Origin of the sequence: Alkalihalobacillus sp. BA299 (assembly GCF_017745675.1) — a bacterium.
Taxonomy (GTDB): domain Bacteria; phylum Bacillota; class Bacilli; order Bacillales; family Bacillaceae_F; genus Alkalihalobacterium.
In genome coordinates this window covers 169,959-192,001 of sequence record NZ_JAFLJM010000003.1, presented here as the reverse complement: position 1 = coordinate 192,001, position 22,043 = coordinate 169,959, and the positions used below count along the sequence as shown (strand labels likewise).

At 37.5% G+C, this 22,043-nt stretch carries 21 protein-coding genes and 1 other annotated feature; of the genes, 20 read left to right on the top strand and 1 reads right to left on the bottom strand.

From position 1 onward, the window contains the following. Nucleotide 1 precedes the first annotated feature (1 nt). The 18 genes from J0N78_RS05310 (at nt 2) to J0N78_RS05225 (ending at nt 19,263) form a co-directional block, all read left to right on the top strand. Nucleotides 2-1,147: a hypothetical protein gene (locus J0N78_RS05310; protein WP_209121984.1), complete on the top strand. Its 1,146-nt coding sequence runs from the start codon at nt 2-4 to the stop codon at nt 1,145-1,147. A gap of 27 nt (nt 1,148-1,174) precedes the next feature. Then, entirely contained in the window at nt 1,175-2,296 is a 1,122-nt protein-coding gene (pilM, locus tag J0N78_RS05305) for a type IV pilus biogenesis protein PilM (protein ID WP_209121983.1), read from the top strand. A gap of 39 nt (nt 2,297-2,335) precedes the next feature. After that, complete coding sequence (locus J0N78_RS05300; RefSeq protein ID WP_209121982.1) at nt 2,336-2,893, top strand: hypothetical protein; 558 nt, start codon at nt 2,336-2,338, stop codon at nt 2,891-2,893. After that, entirely contained in the window at nt 2,890-3,630 is a 741-nt protein-coding gene (locus tag J0N78_RS05295; RefSeq protein WP_209121981.1) for a hypothetical protein, read from the top strand. Before J0N78_RS05300 ends, J0N78_RS05295 begins: the two co-directional genes overlap by 4 nt. Nucleotides 3,631-3,687: 57 nt before the next feature. Continuing rightward, nucleotides 3,688-5,361 carry a GspE/PulE family protein gene (locus J0N78_RS05290; RefSeq protein WP_209121980.1) on the top strand — a complete coding sequence of 558 codons (1,674 nt, stop codon included), beginning with the start codon at nt 3,688-3,690 and terminating at the stop codon, nt 5,359-5,361. A gap of 16 nt (nt 5,362-5,377) precedes the next feature. Further along, complete coding sequence (locus J0N78_RS05285; RefSeq protein WP_209122136.1) at nt 5,378-6,412, top strand: type IV pilus twitching motility protein PilT; 1,035 nt, start codon at nt 5,378-5,380, stop codon at nt 6,410-6,412. Between the two features lie 26 nt (nt 6,413-6,438). After that, nucleotides 6,439-7,653 carry a type II secretion system F family protein gene (locus tag J0N78_RS05280; protein ID WP_209121979.1) on the top strand — a complete coding sequence of 405 codons (1,215 nt, stop codon included), beginning with the start codon at nt 6,439-6,441 and terminating at the stop codon, nt 7,651-7,653. A 183-nt stretch (nt 7,654-7,836) separates the two neighbouring features. Beyond that, entirely contained in the window at nt 7,837-9,000 is a 1,164-nt protein-coding gene (locus tag J0N78_RS05275; RefSeq protein WP_209121978.1) for a hypothetical protein, read from the top strand. Nucleotides 9,001-9,252: 252 nt separating this feature from the next. Continuing rightward, nucleotides 9,253-9,825: a Maf family protein gene (locus J0N78_RS05270; RefSeq protein WP_209121977.1), complete on the top strand. Its 573-nt coding sequence runs from the start codon at nt 9,253-9,255 to the stop codon at nt 9,823-9,825. A gap of 88 nt (nt 9,826-9,913) precedes the next feature. Next, nucleotides 9,914-10,591: a RadC family protein gene (gene radC / locus J0N78_RS05265; RefSeq protein WP_374193879.1), complete on the top strand. Its 678-nt coding sequence runs from the start codon at nt 9,914-9,916 to the stop codon at nt 10,589-10,591. Between the two features lie 166 nt (nt 10,592-10,757). After that, nucleotides 10,758-11,795, top strand: coding sequence for a rod shape-determining protein (locus J0N78_RS05260; RefSeq protein ID WP_209121975.1), 1,038 nt, complete (start codon nt 10,758-10,760; stop codon nt 11,793-11,795). 22 nt (nt 11,796-11,817) lie between these two features. Next, nucleotides 11,818-12,687, top strand: coding sequence for a rod shape-determining protein MreC (gene mreC, locus J0N78_RS05255; protein ID WP_209121974.1), 870 nt, complete (start codon nt 11,818-11,820; stop codon nt 12,685-12,687). After that, on the top strand, nt 12,684-13,208 hold the full coding sequence (gene mreD, locus J0N78_RS05250) for a rod shape-determining protein MreD (RefSeq protein WP_209121973.1): 525 nt from the start codon (nt 12,684-12,686) through the stop codon (nt 13,206-13,208). The genes mreC and mreD overlap by 4 nt, the downstream gene beginning before the upstream one ends. Before the next feature lie 104 nt (nt 13,209-13,312). Further along, a complete protein-coding gene (minC, locus tag J0N78_RS05245) occupies nt 13,313-14,002 on the top strand; it encodes a septum site-determining protein MinC (RefSeq protein WP_209121972.1) in 690 nt (229 codons plus the stop codon). A 51-nt stretch (nt 14,003-14,053) separates the two neighbouring features. Then, on the top strand, nt 14,054-14,851 hold the full coding sequence (gene minD, locus J0N78_RS05240) for a septum site-determining protein MinD (protein ID WP_209121971.1): 798 nt from the start codon (nt 14,054-14,056) through the stop codon (nt 14,849-14,851). A 350-nt stretch (nt 14,852-15,201) separates the two neighbouring features. Further along, entirely contained in the window at nt 15,202-17,367 is a 2,166-nt protein-coding gene (nasC, locus tag J0N78_RS05235; RefSeq protein WP_209121970.1) for an assimilatory nitrate reductase catalytic subunit NasC, read from the top strand. Between the two features lie 275 nt (nt 17,368-17,642). Then, nucleotides 17,643-18,428, top strand: a complete 786-nt coding sequence (locus J0N78_RS05230) for a M23 family metallopeptidase (protein WP_209121969.1) — start codon at nt 17,643-17,645, stop codon at nt 18,426-18,428. Continuing rightward, nucleotides 18,421-19,263 carry a M50 family metallopeptidase gene (locus J0N78_RS05225; RefSeq protein WP_247747145.1) on the top strand — a complete coding sequence of 281 codons (843 nt, stop codon included), beginning with the start codon at nt 18,421-18,423 and terminating at the stop codon, nt 19,261-19,263. Before J0N78_RS05230 ends, J0N78_RS05225 begins: the two co-directional genes overlap by 8 nt. 165 nt (nt 19,264-19,428) lie before the next feature. On the opposite strand, the gene J0N78_RS05220 is transcribed toward J0N78_RS05225, so the two are convergent. Then, complete coding sequence (locus J0N78_RS05220) at nt 19,429-19,803, bottom strand: response regulator (RefSeq protein ID WP_209121968.1); 375 nt, start codon at nt 19,801-19,803, stop codon at nt 19,429-19,431. Between the two features lie 286 nt (nt 19,804-20,089). On the opposite strand from J0N78_RS05220, the gene J0N78_RS05215 reads away from it, so the two are divergent. Together J0N78_RS05215 and rplU are read left to right on the top strand one after the other, a co-directional pair. Then, a complete protein-coding gene (locus tag J0N78_RS05215) occupies nt 20,090-21,589 on the top strand; it encodes an Rne/Rng family ribonuclease (RefSeq protein WP_247747144.1) in 1,500 nt (499 codons plus the stop codon). Between the two features lie 55 nt (nt 21,590-21,644). Next, nucleotides 21,645-21,723, top strand: a sequence feature (ribosomal protein L21 leader region). A 14-nt stretch (nt 21,724-21,737) separates the two neighbouring features. Continuing rightward, nucleotides 21,738-22,043, top strand: a complete 306-nt coding sequence (gene rplU, locus J0N78_RS05210) for a 50S ribosomal protein L21 (protein WP_075385802.1) — start codon at nt 21,738-21,740, stop codon at nt 22,041-22,043.

Genomic DNA, 22,043 nt, shown 5'->3' with positions numbered 1-22,043 from the left:
AGTGAATGTTAATTTTGCCTTAAAAAATGAGAAGGGTGCAGCACTATTATTAACATTATTTATCATCGTCTTTGTTTCAATCGTAGGAGCAGGATTGTTAAACACGACTTTTTATGGCAAGAAAAATAATGTGAAGGCAATAGAAGAGCAGGTGGAATTTTATAAGCTAGAAGCTGCTTTAGATTTACTGTTACATGAAATGGCGGCATTTACGATAGAAGATGGTGTACTAATGTATCATGATGGTGAAAATATTTTGTACCCAGTATTAGATGAAGAAGGAAATGAAATTCCAATTATAAAAAGTGGTCCGTATTATTATATTGAAACAGGACAGCCACTAGACGTAACCTATGAAATTGCAGGTCAAAAAATTCAAGTAATAATTACGTATGAACCTAATAATATTGAGGGATTTAATCAATATTATTATAACTTAGTGGCACTATTCCCAGATGGCCAATTTGAAAGGTCACTAGAATTGACCGTAAGAGTTCCTGACCAAGATGAATTCATCCAAATACCGCCGCCTCCACCAGGACATGTGGGATCGCCTCAACCTCCTGTGTTTCCAGGTAATCCCGGTGACAGGATTATATATATTAATAGTGAAGATGTACACCGAAATCAAACAGCTTGGAAAAATATTATTTCTTCAACGGGATCAACGATTCAAAATTTTATTAATTATTATGGATTAGATCCATTACAAGCGATTGATAACTGGAACGGGGTCCCTATTCATGATATTAATAAAGTAAGGTATTATGACGAAATAAATGCGAGTGGAAATGCGGTTACCATAGCCATACCTGAAGGGTACTTAACGTATGCGAATAAGGTTAACATAACTGGTTGTGGTAATGGTAATGTTACGATTAGTGGTGTATTGATAGCATTAGAGGTCGAAATTAGTGGACAATGCACATATCATTTAGGTGGTGGAATTATAGCTGAAGTATTTACTCTTAAAGGCAATGCTGCTACTTTATCGATAGATGACAATGGAGGATTTAAAGATGATGGTGGTGCAGGTGAGTACATTCCTAGTCTACCTCATGAAACCCCACCTATTACAAGTGATGATTATAATTGGGGAAGTAAAATAGATCCCGCGATTACGAATATGGAAACAAATAGAAAATAATGATATCTATTACTCTGAGGTGAATTCATGTTTTTCAACCATAATTACTCAGGCATCGATTTTCGTGAGAGAAAAGTGACGGTTGCGACGATAAAATTGGACAACGAAGTACCCATTCTGCAAGAAATCTATGAAACGACATTGGCGGATACGGTGATTGCAGGTGGACGAGTTCATAAACCGGATTTGTTAGTTACGTCGCTTCGGACCATTCTACAACAGCATAAGAATATCTCAAAACATGCTCATTTAGCAATTCCGACGCAGCATTCATTAATCCGAAAAATTAGCTCGCTTCCTGATGTAGGTGAACCTGAGTTAGCGAAATTGCTACAATTTCAAATTGGAGAAACGATTCACCTTCCATTTGAAGACCCTATTTATGATTTTGTGAAAATTGGATCTATCCAAACAGTCAAAAAGGTAGCTGCAAGTGAAGATGATTTCTCTCTTGAAGATTTAACGGAAAGTGTTGAAATAGAGCTTCAAGGACCACGAAGTGAGCTTTTGTTCTTTGCAACGTCGCGTCATATCTCAGAAGGTCTCCTTGAAAGTTGTGTAGAAGCAGGATTAAAACCGTTAACAGCAGAATTAAGGGCGATTGCTCTGCAACGATTATTACTCTATACTCATCCAAATTGGTTAAAAGGAACAGAAATGATTGTCGATGTTTCAAAGGAATCTGTAGATATTCATATTTTTAAAAATGAACTCATTGTTTTCTCTCGTACGATGGAAATTAATCGACATGAATATGATGGTAATTTAAATACAGCGGAGGATGTTCTCAACTTTGATAACGATAATTTTACTATTCAAGAAGTTGCGGCTACAAATGAAGTAACATCAAGGTTTAATGAAGCTACATACCTTGATGACCTACTAAATGAAATCCAAAAGGCACAGAACTTTTATCGGTATTCTTTAGGAGAACGTGATAGTGAATTTGATCGAATTATTGTTACGGGAGAAAGTACGTCTCTTATTTTTCCCATGTTCGTTGAGCGGCTTCCAAATGAAATAGTACAAATCGACTATAGCTCGATTATTGATGGCGGGTTTATGCAGCACCATTTACTGAATAGTTGTAGTGTTGCTATTGGACTAGCAATGAGAGGCAAGGAAAAGAAAAAGAAGAAAAAGAAATAGTATTAACTTTACCGTTGCATAAGGATTGGAGCGATAACCGTGAACATTAGCATTGATTTGTTACCTCAACGTGCGAAAGCAAAAGAAGGGCGTATTCCTATTATTCCTGTAGCAGGGGTTTTCACAGTCATTGCTACCGTAAGTTTTCTGACGTATACGTATTTCGATACAAAGAGCTCCGTTCAATCGTTAGAAGAGCAAGTCGCAACACAGACAGAGGTACTTCACACGGTTCAACAAGAGTTTCTATCGAGAACAACTGGACTAACGGAATATAACTATGTCGATCAATACAAAACGATGAATGTATTTTTAGATAACATTTATAAAGATACGATGGATTTAAAAAAAAGAGTGTATATGCTGTTACCAGAAAAAGCAGTGGTTACGAACTATTCGTATATAAATAATGGTGATCTTTCGATGCAAATTACGTTCTATTCGAAAGGAGATGCGGCGGTTTATTTAAATCGGCTATTAAATATAGATTGGGTTGCAAGCGCAGAAGTACGATCAATCTCGACATCTGGACAAGATTTCCTGTATCAAGCTCAATTTGCCTTAAAGCTTAATACGTTAGTAGGTGAGGGCTCATGAGTGAATGGTTGAATATGAACAAAAAATTGCTTTTATATGGACCTCTTATCTTATTTTTAGCATTAGTTGCTGTTTATTTATTTCTAGTCCGTCCTTTACAGGCAGAAGAACGTAGTCATCAAAAAGAATTAGAACGAATTCATGCTAATATTGCTCATTATCAAACAGAGAACGATAAGCTAATACAGCAAGCGTTAACTCCAATTGAGAAAAAAACATTACTCGATCGTGTGCCGATGCGCCCAAATGTTGAACAAATTATTGCAGATTTAGAAAGAACCGAGCTAGAAACCGGAGCGGTAATGGATAGTATCTCATTCAGTATCCATCCAAATGAAGGTCAAGAGCAATCGTGGAAGCATATTTTAACAGATGATTTATATCACTTGCTTGAAGCTCAAATTACCGATATGCATGCGCTGGTTTCTTATGTGGAAATGAATATTAATATAAACGGAAAAGAAGAGGATGTTCATTCTTTTGTAGAGGAGATTGTAAAGCTTAAGAGAGCTATACATGTCCAAACCTATCATTATTCGTTAGGTCAGGAGACAGAAAGATTACAAGGGTCTGTAACTATTCGTGCTTTTTACTGTGAGGACTTTTCTAAGTTTATAAAATCAGGTGAAAAATTTAAATTAGACTATGATTTTGAACCAAGCAAGCTTAATCATGATGTAGAAGGTAGTAGTGATACACAATCACCTTTTGAAACCAATCCAAGTGAGAAACATTAGCGAATTACTTGACTTCTCAACGATTATAGCTAGTTATATAGAAAAGGAGCTAGGATCATGGCTTTACAAAAACGGAGACGATTAGGAGACTTGCTTGTTGAAGCAGGGGTCATTACAGAAGAGCAATTAAGGGAAGCACTTCATGAACAGAAGTCGACGAAAAATCGTTTAGGTGACCAGCTCGTTCAAATGAACTTTGTCGATGAACAACAAATAATCGAGGTATTGGAGTTTCAGTTAGGGATACCTCATATTAACTTATATAAACAAAAAATAGACCCGAAAATAATTGGGATTATTAATGAAGAATTAGCCCGACGCTATCAACTTCTCCCTATTAAAAGAACCGGAGATCGGTTAATGATTGCGATGGCGGACCCTCTCGATTATTTTGCGATTGATGACATTCGTTTAAGTACGGGGTTTGAAATTGAACCTGCCATTGCAAAAAAAGAAGAGCTTCGTTTAGCGATTAATCGTTACTACGGGATGCAAAAATCAATAGACCAAATGTTACGAGATATTAATACGAATGATGATGACGAGTTACTATTAGAAGCTCAGCAATCGGACGAATCACCGGTTGCAAAAATGATTAATCAGTTAATTTATCAAGCAGTACAAGTTGGTGCTAGTGATATTCACATCGATCCATTAGATACAGAAACGGTTATTCGTTTTCGGGTTGATGGAGTTCTTCGCCCAGAGCGCACGATTCCGAAAAACATGCATAATGTCCTCGTTACGAGGGTGAAAATTTTATCAGAGTTAAACATTGCCGAAAAACGCTTACCACAAGATGGACGCTTTAAGATGGATATCGAGCTTCGCAAAATTGAATTGCGTGTCTCGTGTTTACCAACGATTTACGGAGAAAAAATTGTTATGCGTCTTTTAGATACAGGGAATGTGTTATTAGGAATTGATCGTTTAGGTTTTTCAGAAACGAACGAAGCGAATTTCCGGAAAATGATTAACCAAGCCTACGGAATTATTCTCGTCACAGGACCAACTGGAAGCGGAAAGTCAACAACGTTGTATTCAGCATTATCTAACTTAAATTCAGAAGATGTCAACATTATTACGGTTGAAGACCCAGTTGAGTATCAATTAAAGGGGATCAACCAAGTCCAAGTGAACTCCAATATCGGGATGACGTTTGCTACTGTACTTCGCTCTTTTCTTAGACAAGATCCCGATATCATCATGGTCGGGGAAGTTCGCGATTCAGAAACAGCTGAAATTGCATTGCGATCGGCAATGACAGGACATTTAGTCTTAACGACTTTGCATACAAACGATGCAGTTAGTGCAGTAAGTCGTTTGATCGATATGGGAATAGAATCCTTCCTCGTCTCTTCAGCACTTTCGGGTGTCGTTGCACAACGGCTCGTTCGTAGGGTTTGTCCTTCATGTGCGACGGCTTACGAGTTAACAGCTGAAGAAAGACATTTATTTGCTTCAAGAGGAATTGAAACAAATAAATTAGTAAAAGGAAAAGGCTGTGCAAATTGTAGTAGTACGGGGTATAAAGGTCGGCTTGCCATTCATGAAACATTGCTTATCGATGATTACCTACGTGAAATGATTACAAAAAAAGCATCAGATGCCGAGTACCGTCAATACGTGGAACAAAAAGGATTTATAGCGATATTTGAAGATGGATTAGAAAAAGCAGCTAAAGGACTTACAACATTGGATGAAGTTTATAGAGTAACCATTGGAGAGTAGGTGATCAGTTGTGGATATGAACAAACTTTTATATTTTGCCTTTCAGAACGGGGCTTCAGACTTACACATTACGGTTAACACAACTCCAATTGTTCGAATTAACGGTAAGCTAAAAAAAGTGGGCTCACAATTACTAACAAAAGAAATGACGCGAGATCTAGCCAGGCAAATTACGGAACCTCATCAATTTGAGTCCTTTGAACAATATGGAGAATTGGATTTTTCCTACGCACTTGAAGATGCGTGTCGTTTTCGAGTTAATCTTTTTAAGCAAATGGGAGCAATTGGTATTGTCTGCCGTGTGATTAATAGTAAAATTCCAACAATCGGGGAATTAAATCTACCAGATGTCGTTAAATATTTTGCGAGACAGACCCAAGGCCTACTACTAGTAACTGGTCCAACAGGAAGTGGTAAATCAACAACACTTGCTGCAATCATTGATCATATTAATGACAATATGAGTAAGCACATTTTAACATTAGAAGACCCAATCGAATACCTACACCATCACAAGAAAAGTATTGTTAATCAGAGAGAAATCGGACAAGACAGTCAGTCGTTTTCTATCGGTTTACGTGCCGCTCTTCGCCAAGACCCAGACGTAATACTTGTTGGTGAGATGCGTGATTTAGATACAATCCAAACGGCAATTACTGCAGCTGAAACAGGCCATCTCGTTCTCGGTACACTTCATACGACAACAGCATCACAAACGGTTCACCGTATTATTGATATGTTTCCAGGAGAACAGCACCAACAAATTCGCATGCAATTAGCGAGTACTTTATTAGGCGTCATTTCTCAACGACTTCTGCCAACAGCTGATGAACTAGGTCGTACAGCCGCATTAGAAATTTTAGTCAGTAATCCTGCAATTGCCAACTTAATTCGCTCTGATAAGATACACCAAATTTTAACGATATTAGAAACGAGTAGAAATAGTGGAATGCAAACGATTAATATGGCGGTTATGGATCTTGTTAAACAAGGGCTTGTCACTCGTTCTGTTGCCGATGAGTTTGTGCCAGGATGGGATAAACATGAGTAAAAATAGTGTTAAAAAGGGAGAAAAACATGCTCTTTCTTTATAAAGCAATCGACTCACAAACGGGAAAAGAAGTGAAGGGAAAACTAAATGCAGCCAATCATGATGCAGCTGTGAAAGAATTAAAGGGCCGAGGTCTTTATATAGCAGAGCTTTCAGAACGTAAGGAAAGTATTCTTAATAAAGAATTAAACATCGTATTTGGCAAGCCTGTTAAAAACCGAGATTTCGTTATTTTCTGTCGTCAGCTAGCAACACTCCTAAAAGCAGGAACACCAATAACAGAATCGATTCGATTATTATCTGAGCAAGTTTCTTCTAAAACGTTTCGAAAAATGCTTGAGGATGTTTATTATGGTCTTCGCTCTGGTATTCCGTTTTCAGAAGTATGTTCAGCGTTTCCAAAAATTTTTGATAAGGTTTTCGTTAATATGGTACGTGCTGGAGAAATGAGTGGAGATTTAGAAAATGTGTTGGAACGATTAGCAATATTTTATGAAAAAGAACATCGAGTAAAAGAGAAAGTGAAATCAGCAATGATGTACCCGATTGCGGTATCGGTTATTGCCGTTGTCGTAGTAATCATTTTATTAACGTATGTTTTGCCGAGTCTTTTAAACAATTTGACAAGCATGGGAGGGGAGATACCTGTTCCCACTCAAATTGTTATGAGTGTTTCTGATTTTCTTATTTATCAATGGTATTTAGCATTGTTATTTGTCGTATTGATTATTCTCGTATTTATTGCAGTCTACAAAAATCCAAAAGGCCATTTTATGCTAGATTATGTAAAATTAAGAACACCAGTATTTGGTGTTCTGATTCAAAAAACAATTATCGCTCGTGTAACACGAACGATGGCTTCTTTGTTCTCCAGCTCTGTCCCTGTTTTACAGACTTTGACGATGAGCTCTGAAATAGCAAATAATGATGTTGTTGCTAAAGTTCTTGAGGAATCAAAGGAATCACTACGGGCTGGGGAAAGTTTATCAGAACCGTTAGCAAGAAGTTGGGTTTTTCCGAATATTGTAAGTCATATGATTAAAGTCGGTGAAGAAACAGGACAATTAGATACGATGCTAGTTAAGATTGCTGATTTTTATGAAGAGGATGTTGAACAAATGGCTTCGCGGATGAGTGCCATTATCGAGCCTTTAATGATTGTTATACTTGGGGTCATTGTTGGTACGATCGTTCTTGCAGCTATTTTACCGATGTTTTCAATTTATAATAACCTCGGCTAATGACGTTGAACAAGACCTACATTTATGTCTTGTTCTTTTTTATAGGGGGAAAACTGTAGACTTTTTTGGCAATGTGTGTTCTTTCGATTTCCAATTTCTCTATTAAATTTTTACTTTTAGTTCTATCTACTAATTTGTATTAATAGAATAGAATTAAGTAAATCAGAAGTAGGAGAGGAGCGAGTGATGGTGGAGCAAGATAAGCCGCGAATTTCGGTGAAGTTGAACGGAAAAGAACATTCGTTTCATGAGATAGAGAAAGTGAGAAAAGAAAAGGACTTACAAGTAATAAGAGAAAAAACAGAAGAAACAGAACATACTAAGTTAAAAGAGCCAAAAGAGGAACAAGAGTTAAAAAATTCACAAGTACCACCTATTCATCAAGCGCTGGAAGGTACTTCATTAGGCCAGCATGATTATTTTGCTAACAATATTATTGATTTTAATAAGTTGAAAGAAGAAAGAGAGATACGGAAGGAACCTTATTGGGATGATGGGAATAGAGAGTGGAGTCCGAAGCTACCTCCAGTCAAACGAAAAAAAAAGACGGCAGAGCGTTTGAAAAAATCACTATCTGGATTGCCTATTTCACTCATTTTAGCTGGTGTATCAGCGATAATCGTCGGTGTAGGGTTTGGGTTCATGGTCTTGACTGCTTTTACGGGAGAAGCAGATGGAAATACCGCTTCTCTTATGCCACAAAGTGAAGTGATAGAGACTGCTACAAATGGACAAGCGGGAGAAATAACTTTACCAGATCTATCCGTAGAAATCGTTCAAGGTGGTGCTTTTTCAACTAGTGAAAAAGGAAATGAAATCGTCTCCTTAATTAAGCAAAGAGGACAAGCTGCCGTATTAAAAACAGATAGTGATCCTATGTATATGTTTATTGGACTTGGTCTCCAAAAAGATGAAGCGGGCCGTATTAGTCAATTGTATCAACAACAGGGTCAAGAAACGTACGTTAAGCCATTTGCTGTTAATGGGTCTCTTCATTCAGTCGATAGTGAAGCAGTTAAACAGTATTTCACTCAAGGAGGGGCAATGTTTAACGAATTAGCTCGCTTTTCGGTTGCTGGTCTGGCGGGACAAAGTGTGGCTTTAGAAAATATTGAAAAGTTTTTAGGGCACTATCAGGAATGGAATAAGCAAGGAACGACTATCATTGCTGAGCTACCAGAAGGTGCACAAGGACATGCTAAACAATTTATTTCAAGTATGGCGAAAGCAGCATCAGAAATCGAAGGGTATAAAGGTAAACAACAGGAAATCAGACTTTGGGGCATTCAACAACATTTGTTAGAAGCACTACTATCGTATGAAGCGTTAATCCATGCTCTAAAATAACTCGTGGTGACGAAGGACTCATCTTTAGGTGAGTTCTTTTTAATTGATAGAAGGGTAAGTGAGTGAGGGAGCAAAAAACAATTGTTTAGATACTGTTAAGTTTTGATAATATATCTTTAAATTTAACAGTATCATTTGGTATGATTTAACTAATCCTTGTACAATAGACATACATAAGTATGAGTTCAGAAGATAGAAAATATTATCTTATTTGAACTACCTATAATGAATATTGTAAAGGATGTGCCCTTCATGAAACCATTTATTTTAGCCTCAGGTTCCCCGCGCAGAAAAGAGTTATTAGAGCAAGCAAAAATATCGTTTACCGCACAAACAAGTGATGTTGATGAGACCATCGATCCTGCATTATCCCCAGAAGATTTAGTTCAATCATTAGCTTTACAAAAGGCAGCTGCCGTATTTGAAGTGAATAAAGATGCGGTTGTGTTAGGTGCTGACACGATTGTCGTATTAGCTGGTCAAGTACTCGGGAAACCAAATGACCGTGAACATGCTAGAGGTATGCTTCGTGCATTATCTGGAAAGAAGCATTCTGTCCTAACAGGTGTATCTATCTTAAGTGATCGACTAAAAAAAACGTTTTTTGTTGAAACCCGTGTGCAATTTTGGGAACTAACAAATGAAGAAATCGAGCGGTATTTGGATACGAATGAACCATTTGATAAGGCAGGGGCTTATGGTATCCAAGGTTTTGGTGCAACACTAGTGGCACATATCGAAGGTGATTATTTTTCTGTTGTCGGATTACCACTATCAATGACAGTAAGAGAGCTGAACCACTTCGGAATTACCCCCAATTTATAGTTTGAAAATCCCGAATCAATTGGATGAAATGAAGAAAAATAGCAAACGCTAGAAAGGTGAGGATGTTAATTTGACCAAGCAGTCCTTTCTGATTCGTGATGTACCGTATCATGAACGTCCCCGTGAAAGGCTCCTTGCTGAGGGGGCTAAGTTTTTGTCGAACCAAGAACTTCTTGCTATTATTTTACGAACGGGTTCAAAGGAAGAGTCGGTTTTACAGTTGGCACACCGTGTTTTACAGAAGTTTGATGGTTTAACGATGCTAAAAGAAGCGACTGTCGAAGAGTTACAGGAAATAAAGGGGATTGGTGAAGCGAAAGCGGTAGAAGTTTGTGCTGTCCTTGAGCTAGGTAGGAGAATCAGCAGCCTAAAACTTGAAGAACGGTATGTGATACGATCACCAGAAGATGTGTCTCGGTACGTAATGGAAGACATGCGCTCATTAACTCAAGAGCATTTCGTATGTTTATATCTGAACACCAAAAACCACGTCCTTCACCGGGAAACGATTTTTATCGGTAGTTTAAATGCAAGCATCGTGCACCCAAGGGAAGTGTTCAAAGAAGCACTGCGTCGATCGGCTGCTTCCTTTATATGTCTACATAATCATCCTAGTGGCGATCCAACTCCAAGTAGAGAAGATATAGAAGTGACGAAGCGATTAGGTGAGTGTGGGAAAATTCTTGGCATTGAGCTGTTAGACCATGTCATAATCGGTGATCGAACGTATATAAGTTTAAAGGAGAAGGGCTATCTAACTTCTTAGACGGGGCTCCTTTTTCTCTTACTTATATTTTTTGTAATTCATTATTTCACTTTAAAAAATAAACATGTAAAATTATCGCATGGGTACTTTGAGGACTATTCATTTGCAAGGATATTAAGTATAATAAACTTTATGAGTTTTGGGTTTCATGAAGGGAGATACATAGATGTTTGGTGGTTTTTCAAAAGATTTAGGAATTGATTTAGGTACAGCTAATACTCTCGTATATGTAAAGGGTAAAGGCGTTATTGTTCGTGAACCATCGGTAGTTGCCTTGCGAACAGATACAGGTTCGATTGAAGCAGTAGGTAATGACGCAAAAAATATGATCGGACGTACTCCAGGGAATATCGTTGCCGTTCGTCCTATGAAAGACGGTGTTATTGCCGATTTCGATACGACTGCAACAATGCTTAAACATTTTATTCGACAAGCTCTTAGGCAGCGTTCGATTTTTACAAGAAAACCAAATGTCATGGTTTGTGTACCATCTGGTATTACGGCTGTTGAAAAACGCGCAGTAGAAGATGCGACAAAACAAGCAGGTGCTCGTGAAGCATACACGATTGAGGAGCCATTTGCAGCAGCAATTGGTGCAGATTTACCAGTATGGGAGCCGACGGGGAGCATGGTCGTTGATATCGGTGGTGGAACGACAGAAGTTGCGATTATTTCTTTAGGTGGTATCGTAACAAGTCAGTCGATCCGGGTTGCTGGGGATGAAATGGATGATGCAATCATTCAATACATTAAAAAGACGTATAATTTAATGATCGGTGAGCGAACAGCAGAAGCATTAAAGCTAGAAATCGGTTCTGCAGGGTCTCCAGAGGGTGTGGAAGATATGGACATTCGTGGTCGTGATCTTGTAACAGGCTTACCGAAGACGATTACAGTAACAGCTGTAGAAATTTCAGATGCATTAAATGATACCGTTGTTTCGATTGTTGATGCTGTGAAAAATACGTTAGAAAAGTCGCCACCTGAATTAGCAGCTGACATTATGGATCGTGGTATCGTGCTAACGGGTGGAGGTGCGCTTCTGCGTAACTTAGACCGTGTACTTAGTGACGAAACGAATATGCCAGTTATTGTGGCAGAAGATCCTCTTGATTGTGTTGCGCTTGGTACAGGTCGTGCTTTAGAAAATCTTCATTTATTCCGCTCGAAGGCAGGGATTACGGTTCGTTCGGGTCGTAAATAGTAATTGTAAGTAGGTGTAGGCAATGACATTTTTTTCAAATAAGCGGCTCATTGTCTTAATGGTGAGCATTATTGTACTTGTTGCGTTAATTGGATATTCCATGAGTGACCGTGACCGACTAACTTGGCCAGAGCAATTTATGAAGGACACTGTTGGATGGGTTCAAACCCTCGTTTCCAAACCCGCTCATTTAGCAGCGGGTTTCTTTGAGAATCTCAATGAATTACAAGGACTTTATTCCGAAAATAAAGTGCTAAAAGCAAGATTAGAAGAGTACGCGCAAGTTTCTGTTGAACGTAACATGTTAAAGGCAGAAAATGATACATTAAAAGCAACGCTAGAAATCGAAGAAACGTTAAGTGATTATCGAATGCGAACAGCAACGGTTATTCATCGTAACCCGGATCGGTGGAGTGAATTTATCGGAATCAACCGAGGCTCTGAACATGGGATTGAAAGAAATATGGCCGTAATTACGTCTGGGGGATTAATTGGTAAAGTTCAACAAGTCGGTCAGTTCTCAGCAAAAGTTCAATTATTAACAGATAACGATCGAACGAATCGGGTTTCAGCGATGGTTCAAGCAGAGGAACCTGTTTATGGATTTATTGAAGGTTTTGATCAAGAAACTGGACTACTCTTATTGAAAAAGCTTGACATTGATGCCGAGGTTGAAATTGACCAAATGGTTACAACATCAGGTTTGGGTGGGGTATATCCAAGAGGATTAATTATTGGCGAAATAGTAGATATCGTGCCAGATGAATACGGTTTGACAAAGAATGCTTATATACAACCAGCAGCTGATTTTTATGGGCTTGATTATGTTATGGTTATTGAACGCTCTAGTACAACTTTAGAGCCTGATCTAGCGGAGGGAGATGGCCTGTGAATCGAATCCTTCTTCCTTTAGTGATGTTGTTAATTTTTGTGATTGAAGGGTCACTTTTTCAAGTGTTTGCACCAGAGCAATATGGAAGTGACTTGCTATACATTCCTCGGTTTGTTATCGTTGCAATGGTTATTATCGGTATTTTTTTAGGGCGGACTCATGCGATTATATATGGATTAATTTTTGGAATCCTTTATGATGTTGTATATACAGAATTGCTAGGTGTTTATATGTTTTGTCTAGCATTAATAGCATATTTACTGTCGGTGTCACACCTGTATGTGAGAAGAAGCTATACCCTCGTCGTATTAGTTACTATGGTGGCTGTTTTTATTGTTGAATATTTCACATATGGGATTAACTTGATGCTTAACATCACTGAGATGATGCACGAAGAGTTTTTTAGTCGACGTTTATTATCTACACTAGGTTTAAACTTTCTTTTTTCATTGATCTTATTGTATCCTTTACGTAAGTATCTTCTTTATTTAAAACAAATGGAAGAATTTCAAAAGCACTAGATAATTTCATTTTTCTCTAAGTAAAAAAGAGGAGATTTAAGTCTTTTTGTAGAAATAACAGTAATGGTGTAAATGGATTTAACCTACTCTGAGGTGAACTATAAATGTTACAAAAGAAACACCACGTTACAATAAAAGGAACGAAAGACGGTTTAACATTTTTACTAGATGATAATTGTAGCTTTGAAAGCTTGTTAGAAGAGCTAAAAGAAAAGTTGTCATCGAAGCATTATGAGAAATCTGGCGGGCCAGCAGTAAAAGTACATGTTGCTACTGGAAATCGGTATTTGACTGAAGACCAAGAAAAAGAACTCCACGATGTCGTTTGTAAAGATAAAAATCTAATCATTGACCAAATTGAAACAAATGTTATAAGTAAAGAAGAAGCTGAGCGTATAGCAGAAGAAAAGCAAATGGTCATGGTTTCAAAAATTGTTCGTTCTGGACAAGTATTTAAAGTAAATGGTGATTTGTTACTGATTGGTGATGTGAATCCAGGTGGAACTGTTGTTGCTACTGGAAATATTTTTGTAATGGGAGCATTGCGTGGAATTGCTCATGCTGGCAGTGAAGGTGATAAAGATGCAGTCATTGCCGCTTCAGTTATGGCACCCTCCCAGCTTAAAATTAGTGATCACCTCAGACAAGAGCCCAATCGAAACGAACAAGTAGACAGGCAGATGGAATGCGCATACATAACTGCTAAAGATAATACGATCGTTTTAGAACGAATACAACAATTACCTTGGTTGCGTCCAAGTTTAAATCGAGCACCTGAAAAAGTGTTTTCGTAAACGGATAAACCGTATTGGAATAGGACATAGAGGAAGAAAGGGGAAATATGTGTGGGAGAGGCTATCGTAATTACTTCTGGAAAAGGGGGCGTCGGGAAAACGACAACTTCCGCTAACATCGGAACAGCCCTAGCCCTTTCAGGTAAAAGAGTGTGCTTAATCGATACAGATATCGGACTTCGTAATCTTGACGTTGTCATGGGACTTGAAAACCGAATTATATATGATCTTGTTGATGTAGCAGAAGGACGTTGTCGCTTACAGCAAGCCCTTATAAAAGACAAGCGGTTTGAATGTTTATATTTACTGCCAGCAGCTCAAACAAAAGATAAATCTTCAATAACACCAGATCAGATGAAAACGATCGTCGAGGAATTAAAGCGTGATTATGATTACGTGCTCATCGACTGTCCAGCGGGTATTGAACAAGGTTTTAAAAATGCGGTTGCTGGAGCAGACAAAGCTATTGTTGTTACAACCCCTGAATTATCTGCAGTTCGTGATGCTGACCGAATTATTGGTTTGCTAGAAAAAGAGAATGTCGAACCACCACTACTTATCGTTAACCGAATTCGTAATCATATGATGAAAAGTGGTGAAATGCTTGACGTTGATGAAATTGTTAATATTCTAGCAATTGAATTACTAGGTATAGTTGTGGATGATGAAAATGTCATAAAGCATTCTAATAAAGGAGAGCCAGTCGCTCTTCATCCTGGAAGCAAAGCATCAATTGCTTATCGAAATATTGCAAGACGCATATTAGGTGAAACAGTTCCTCTTATGGCACTAGGAGAGGATAAAGGTGTTTTTACAAAAGTGAAAAAATTCTTCGGAATAAGATCATAAATGAATTATTAGTTGAAAAAACGGAATGGTTTTGCTGGCCATTCTGTTTTTTTTTTTGTTGAAGATAAAAAGTATAACTTTTCAGATGATGTCTAGCACAAGAAGATGATAAACGTCTTTATTCAATGGATATAAGAGAATTTCCACCACATGAATAAGAGAAACCCTTGTTAGATCTTCTCTCATTAGAGAACACAGTGTAATTCTTTTATGGCAAAATAATATTAATTGAAAATAAAGCCTAAATGAAGACAAAAGATGTTTTTCTTACTTTTAATTACTTTTGAAGTAAAAATTTCTATATAAGTGTTTGATCAACCTATATTAGGGATTAAGAGGGTGTGGAGTAAATGAGCGATTTGATCCAATATTTTAGAGAAAAGCAACTAAAGCAAAGCTCTGAACAAATCATGAAAGGACGTTGTCCCTATTGCAGCATGCAATGTTCAATGGAGCTGATAGAAGAACACGTAATCAAACGAAAACGATTTAAAGTAAAACCGAATAAACAAGATCCGACTTCAGAAGGAAGACTTTGTATTAAAGGCCTACAAGCTCATCAACATGCTATCAATGGTGAAAGAGTGAAATATCCGCTTTTTAAAATAGATGGGGAATGGGTAAGAATTTCTTGGGAATTGGCTTTAGAAATGATAGCTGAACAATTCTCACAATTACAAAGTGAGTTTGGAAATGACTCGATTGGTGTTTATGGTGGTGGCTCTTTAACAAATGAAGAAGCTTATTTATTAGGGAAATTTGCTAGAGTTGGTTTGCAGACGAAATATATTGATTATAATGGTCGTTTCTGTATGAGTGCTGCTGCATCGGCTCAAAATGCTACATTTGGAATTGACCGTGGGATAACGAATCAATTATCAGAAATAGCAGATGCTAAATGTATTATCTTAGCTGGGACGAACATTGCAGAATGCCAACCAACGATTATGCCCTATTTTCGTAAAGCAAAAAAGAATGGTGCTTATATAATTGCGATCGATCCACGGGAAACGGCTACGACGAAGTTTGCAGATATGCATATTAAGGTAAAACCAGGAACAGACGCCAACCTAGCCATTGGTTTACTTAAGGTTTTAGTCGATGAAAATTATTGTGATGAAGCATTTATCGCTGATCGAACAAAAGGGTTCGATTTAATAAAAGAACAATTAAATGAAGTGTCCTTAACTACTATTGCCAAACAATGTGGGATCCCAAAAGAGGAAATTCTTGATGCAGCTAGACAATATGGGAAAGCTGAAACGGGGATGGTCTTTACCGCTAGAGGAGTTGAGCAACATGCCAATGGCTATCAGACTGTTCGTCACTTTTTAAACCTAGTATTAGCAACTGGCAAGATTGGCAAACATGCTTGTGGATACGGTGCGATTACAGGCCAAGGAAATGGCCAAGGGGGTAGGGAACACGGGCAAAAAGCTGATCAACTTCCAGGGTATCGTTCGATTGAAAACGAAGCGGATCGCAAATATATTGCAAATGTTTGGGGAGTAGATGAGGCTGAATTGCCTCGAAAAGGTGTTTCTGCTTACGAATTAATCGAGAAGATAGATCAAGAAGAAATTAAAGCTTTATTTTTAATGGGCTCCAATCCAGTTGTCTCAAGTCCGAATGCTATTTTTGTAGAAAAAGCATTGGAAAAGTTAGATTTCTTGGTCGTTGTCGATATGTTTATTTCAGAAACAGCTCAAATGGCAGATTTAATTTTACCAACGACTTCTTATTTAGAAGATGAAGGAACGATGACAAACCTAGAAGGTAGAGTGGTATACCGACATGCTGAACGAAAAGCTCCGAAAGAAGTGAAGCATGATTGGGAAATTATTTGTGATATAGCAAAATCATTAGGCAAAGAACAATATTTCTCATATGAAAGTGTAGAGGAAATATTTAATGAATTACGTAAGGCAAGTAAAGGTGGTACCGCTGATTACTATGGAATTACGTATGATCGTGTAAAAGATGGTGGTGTTTTGTGGCCTTGTCCTGTTGAAGGGCACCCAGGAACGCTCCGATTGTTTGAAAATGCGTTTCATACCTCAGATGGTTTTGCTACGTTTAATCTTAGTCATGAACTTATTCGAAGTGAGAAGGCTACGAAGAAATTTCCACTTGTTTTGACAACAGGGAGGATAATGGAACATTATTTAACAGGGGTGCAAACAAGAAGAAGTCAAGAGTTACTTGAACGATCGAAAGAGCCTTACGTCGAAATCCATCCGGAAACAGCAGAACAATATAATATTGAAAATGATGTAATGGTTCGAATTGAGTCCAAGCGAGGTTCGGTAATTGTCAAAAGTAAACTAACAGAAGGGATCCGTAAAGATACAATTTTTGCTCCATTTCATTGGGGAGACTCTCAATGTATTAATCGTGTAACGAATCCGGTTTTAGATCCTGTTTGTCGTATGCCGGAATTTAAAGTAAGTGCGGTCAACATTAGCCAGATCAAGTTAACGAAAGTAAAGCAGCAAAAGCAAACCGTAGTTATTTAATTAGCTAAAAGGAAACGTTTCTCAGAAAGGTAAGTGGAAAAGGCACACATTACGTGTGTCTTTTTAGTTTTTTCGGAACTTCAAACGCAGGAACTTCTATAAAATTAAATTGTAACAAAAACCGTTGATTTCCGGCATTGTTAGCAAGCTATCTTTTACCAAGATTCTTTCCTCAAGCTAATGATTTATGGCATATATCGAACGGACAAGTCATAGGATAGAGTAAAAAAGTGGGACGAGACTAAGAATTTGTGGGGAAAAGGATGGGGTGTGCGATGTCAAAACGAATTGATAAGATTAGAAAACAAATTGAGTCAAGAAGAAGAGAGGCTCAAGGAAAAGGTGCAAGAAAAGAACGATCAGCTCCCCTATTATTAGATCGGCATGATGAATCGAGAGATGAGCCGGATTTCTACATCTTTCAGGAAAAGAAAGAAAGTCCTAATGATCAATGGCAACAGAAAGACTGGTTTCTCATGCGCTCTCTCTTCGCTGTCGTCGTATTTTTAGTCATTGCCATTATGTTTAATAGTAGCCTAGCACAGCTTGAAGGGGCGAAACAAGTTGTTAAACAATCCTATGAGCAAGAATTTCAATTTGCTACGGTGGCAAATTGGTATGAAAAGCAATTTGGCAGGCCGTTAGCTCTTTTACCAATGTCAATGGACGTCGCACTTGAAGATACAGAAGATACACCACCAGTAGCCTATGCCGTTCCAGCTACAGGACAAATCCGTGAAAATTTTCAAGAAAATGGAACTGGCATATTAGTAGAAACTGAAATCGATGCTAATGTTGAAGCAGTGAAATCCGGTTTAGTTATTTTTGTCGGTGATGAAGAAAGATTAGGTCTTACAGTTGCGATACAGCATTATGATGGTGGGCAATCATGGTACGGAATGCTCAAGGAAGTCGATGTAAAGCTGTATGATCATATTGAAGCAGGGAAACCGGTCGGTAAAGTTTCTGTAAGTGAAGAAGTAGGTAAGGGCATCTATTACTTATCCATTAAAGAAGGCGAAGACTACATTGACCCAAATGATGTGATTAGCTTTGAATAATTCTCTTCTTTCAAAAATGAAGATTAACCCTCTATTTTGGCTTGTGCTTGGAATTGGTATTATTACAGGCTATTTTCGGGAAGTTATTATGGTATTTACAATCGTTTTTATACATGAAATGGGTCATGTCGTTGCTGCTAAGTGGTTTAATTGGAGGATTGAAAAAATTGAGCTGCTTCCATTCGGAGGAGTAGCTGAAATGAATGAGAGTGCCAATCGTCCATTTCGAGAAGAATTAATTGTCATCGTTTCTGGGCCGCTGCAGCACCTATGGATGATTGGTGCATCTTTTCTTCTTGTTCAGACCCCCATATGGTCAGTAGCTGAGCATCAATTGTTTGTATGGCATAATGTCATGATATTAGGATTTAATTTATTACCGATATGGCCATTAGATGGGGGACGAATTCTTCATCTAGCCTGTACATATCGGCTACCTTATAAGCGAGGACAGAAATTAACGCTGTTGTTATCAATTATTGGAATTGCAATTGTGGGAATGGTTAGCTATCAGTTGTTTCCGTTCCATTTAAATCTTTGGGTAGTTTTATTATTTTTGTGTGTGTCTAATTATTTAGAGTGGAAGCAACGGCATTATGTTTTTATTCGTTTTTTACTAGACCGTCTTTATTTAGATAAACCACATTCAAAACGATATTCCATTAGGGTCCAACCGAATATGAAAATACGTCAGGTGTTAGAATTGTTTCGCCGCGGTTGCCAACATACAATTACAATTAATCAAACACATTGTATTTCCGAGAAAATGTTATTAGAAGCATACTTTCATCAAAAAGCGATGGATCGTAAATTAGAGGAAGTCTTTAGCTCATAGATTTTTAATGAATAACATAGTAAAAAGTATGGAATATAAAAAATTAACAACAGAGTGAAATACCGATTTCAACGTATTAAAAGGGAAGTTTATTTTGAATAAGATAAAAACGCTTGGACCAAGCGTTTTTATGCTTAATTTGACATATCTCAGCTACATTTGGTGTTATGTAAGAGAATGTTGTTTGAATGTAAGGTTTAATTTTTCTTTTAAGTCTGTAATTGAAAATGGCTTTTGTAAAAAAGAAATAAAGGAACTGCATTCACAAGGCTGTAGATTGGAAACTCCTGTAGTAGTAACAATGATACGAATAGACTTATTGAGCTTTTCACGAACCACTTCACATAGCTTGATAGCATTCATATCAGCTAGTTGATCACTGACAATTAGGAACTTTAGGTCCGATGGCAAGGCTTTAAGAAAGTCAGGACTATTATCATAATGAATCACTTCATATCCAAGCTTTTCAATATGAAAGGTAATTAACATCGCATGAGCCGGTTCATCCTCCACCAAATAAATAAACGGTTTCCTACCCATAATTCCTCCTATGATTTGAAAAAATTGTATATAACTTTTATCTCTCTTTTATCAATATTAACTCTTTGTAAAAATTATAGCAATTTTTTTATCGAAAAATTTACAATCAAAAATGAATAAAGAGGAATTATGCTACTTTGTGTATTTTCATGAATAACTTACCATAAACCCTTCGTTTTGAGTTAGTAAAAATAAGAAAGAGGTGGATCATTTTCACTAATAAGTTTCACTTTATCAATCTGATACAGTACAATAAAAGGATATAAATCGAAGTTGGTGATGGTAGTTGTATCGTATTTACTTTAATATGGCAACAAGAGAACGACGAGCAGCGATTGTGGAAGAAGATAAAGTTGTTGAATTACTAATTGAACGTTCAGTTGAAAAGCGTATTGTGGGTAATGTATATAAAGGTCGAGTTGTAAATGTTTTACCTGGAATGCAAGCGGCTTTTATAGACATTGGTCGTGATAAAAATGCATTTTTATACCGTGATGACTTACTTTCCTTTCAGAAGCTTTCATTAAAAGACGAAGAAAAGAAGAAAAAGAATATTAGCGAGTTAGTAAAAAAAGGAGAAGAACTCCTCGTTCAAGTAACAAAGGAAGGCTTTGGAACAAAAGGACCGAGACTTTCGGGTGTTGTTTCCTTTCCGGGAAAATTTGTCGTCTATATGCCGACTGGAAATTATATTGGAGTTTCCAGAAAAATTCGCTCCGAAGACGAAAGAGAAAGATTGCGGATGATGGGTGAAGAGCTTATTGAAAATGAAGAAGGGTTAATTATCCGTACGGTTTGTGAAGGAGCAACTCGACAAGAAATTGAAGAAGATATTCGAATATTACGTGGCTTCTGGGATGAAACGTGGAAAGAAAAGAAAGATGAAAAGCCACCAGCACTCATTCACCAAGATACAGGCTTGATTGAGCGGATTATCCGTGATTTTTCATTAGACCTTGTGACAGAAATTTATATTGATAATTTTCGTGATTACAAAAGGCTTGTTGACCTTTTAGGACCTGAAAGGAAGGATAAACTCCACTTTTATCAAGGGAAGGAAAATATATTTTCGGCGTATGCCATTGATAAAGAGCTAGAAAAATCATTAAAACGTCAAGTTTGGTTAAGAAATGGGGCATATCTCATGATTGATCAAACAGAAGCGTTAACCGTTATTGACGTTAATACAGGAAAATTCATTGGAAAAAATGATTTGCAAGATACAATTAAAAAGACGAATATTGAGGCAGCAAAAGAAATTGCAAGGCAGCTCAGGCTGAGAGATATATCTGGGATTATCATTATCGACTTTATCGATATGAAAGACGAAAAGGACCAACTGCATGTATTAAGTTATTTTAAAGGGGCATTGGAAAAAGACCGAACGAAGACGAATGTCCTTGGTTTGACTGGATTGGGACTTGTTGAGATGACACGAAAGAAAATCAGACAAAACTTGCAAGATAGCCTCTCAAAAATATGTCCGACTTGTAAAGGAAAAGGTTCAGTACTTTCTAATGAAGCTCAAGCGTTTCATGTTGAGCGATTACTATGGGAATATCGAGGTATGGATCACGAAGCTTTAGTATTAGAATTACCACCTCATATTGCGGAAGTATTACGAGGAAAAAAGGACGAGCATTTAAAGCGGTTAGAGGAAGCATTGCATTTTAAAATTCTTTTATTTGAAAATCGAGAAATGACAGAACAACAATATGAAATTCCTTTTATGGGAAGCTTGCAAGAGGCGAAGAATAAGCTTGAGCGCTTAACGAAAGAACATTGACTTTTATTTTAAATTTATGGTATTATATCATTTGTTAGTTATTTGGATCGCACCCAAAAAGCTACAACCGCACAGAACAGGTTTGACAAAGCTACGACTGTAGCTACCTGCAATTGGCGAGTCTTAGAAATCGAGGAGGTGCAAGTACATGTACGCAATTATTGAAACAGGCGGAAAGCAAATTAAAGTACAAGAAGGTCAAGAGGTTTACATCGAGAAGCTAAATACAGCTGATGAGCAAGTGACTTTCGATAAAGTACTATTTGTCGGTGGTGACGATGTTAAAGTTGGAGCTCCATTTGTTGAAGGTGCATCAGTAACGGCTAAGGTTGAAAAACACGGTCGTGCTAAGAAGATCACTGTTTATAAATACAAAGCGAAGAAAAACTATCGTCGTAAGCAAGGTCATCGTCAACCTTATACTAAAGTTGTTATTGAAAAAATCAACGCTTAA

What these genes read in the sequence shown, in the direction of transcription:
- J0N78_RS05295 (WP_209121981.1), top strand. Translation starts at nt 2,890, where the DNA reads ATGAGTGAATGGTTGAATATGAACAAAAAATTGCTTTTATATGGACCT.
- J0N78_RS05280 (WP_209121979.1), top strand. Translation starts at nt 6,439, where the DNA reads ATGCTCTTTCTTTATAAAGCAATCGACTCACAAACGGGAAAAGAAGTG.
- nasC (WP_209121970.1), top strand. Translation starts at nt 15,202, where the DNA reads ATGAGCGATTTGATCCAATATTTTAGAGAAAAGCAACTAAAGCAAAGC.
- J0N78_RS05230 (WP_209121969.1), top strand. Translation starts at nt 17,643, where the DNA reads ATGTCAAAACGAATTGATAAGATTAGAAAACAAATTGAGTCAAGAAGA.
- pilM (WP_209121983.1), top strand. Translation starts at nt 1,175, where the DNA reads ATGTTTTTCAACCATAATTACTCAGGCATCGATTTTCGTGAGAGAAAA.
- J0N78_RS05290 (WP_209121980.1), top strand. Translation starts at nt 3,688, where the DNA reads ATGGCTTTACAAAAACGGAGACGATTAGGAGACTTGCTTGTTGAAGCA.
- rplU (WP_075385802.1), top strand. Translation starts at nt 21,738, where the DNA reads ATGTACGCAATTATTGAAACAGGCGGAAAGCAAATTAAAGTACAAGAA.
- J0N78_RS05285 (WP_209122136.1), top strand. Translation starts at nt 5,378, where the DNA reads ATGAACAAACTTTTATATTTTGCCTTTCAGAACGGGGCTTCAGACTTA.
- mreC (WP_209121974.1), top strand. Translation starts at nt 11,818, where the DNA reads ATGACATTTTTTTCAAATAAGCGGCTCATTGTCTTAATGGTGAGCATT.
- J0N78_RS05220 (WP_209121968.1), bottom strand. Translation starts at nt 19,803, where the DNA reads ATGGGTAGGAAACCGTTTATTTATTTGGTGGAGGATGAACCGGCTCAT.
- J0N78_RS05270 (WP_209121977.1), top strand. Translation starts at nt 9,253, where the DNA reads ATGAAACCATTTATTTTAGCCTCAGGTTCCCCGCGCAGAAAAGAGTTA.
- J0N78_RS05260 (WP_209121975.1), top strand. Translation starts at nt 10,758, where the DNA reads ATGTTTGGTGGTTTTTCAAAAGATTTAGGAATTGATTTAGGTACAGCT.
- minC (WP_209121972.1), top strand. Translation starts at nt 13,313, where the DNA reads ATGTTACAAAAGAAACACCACGTTACAATAAAAGGAACGAAAGACGGT.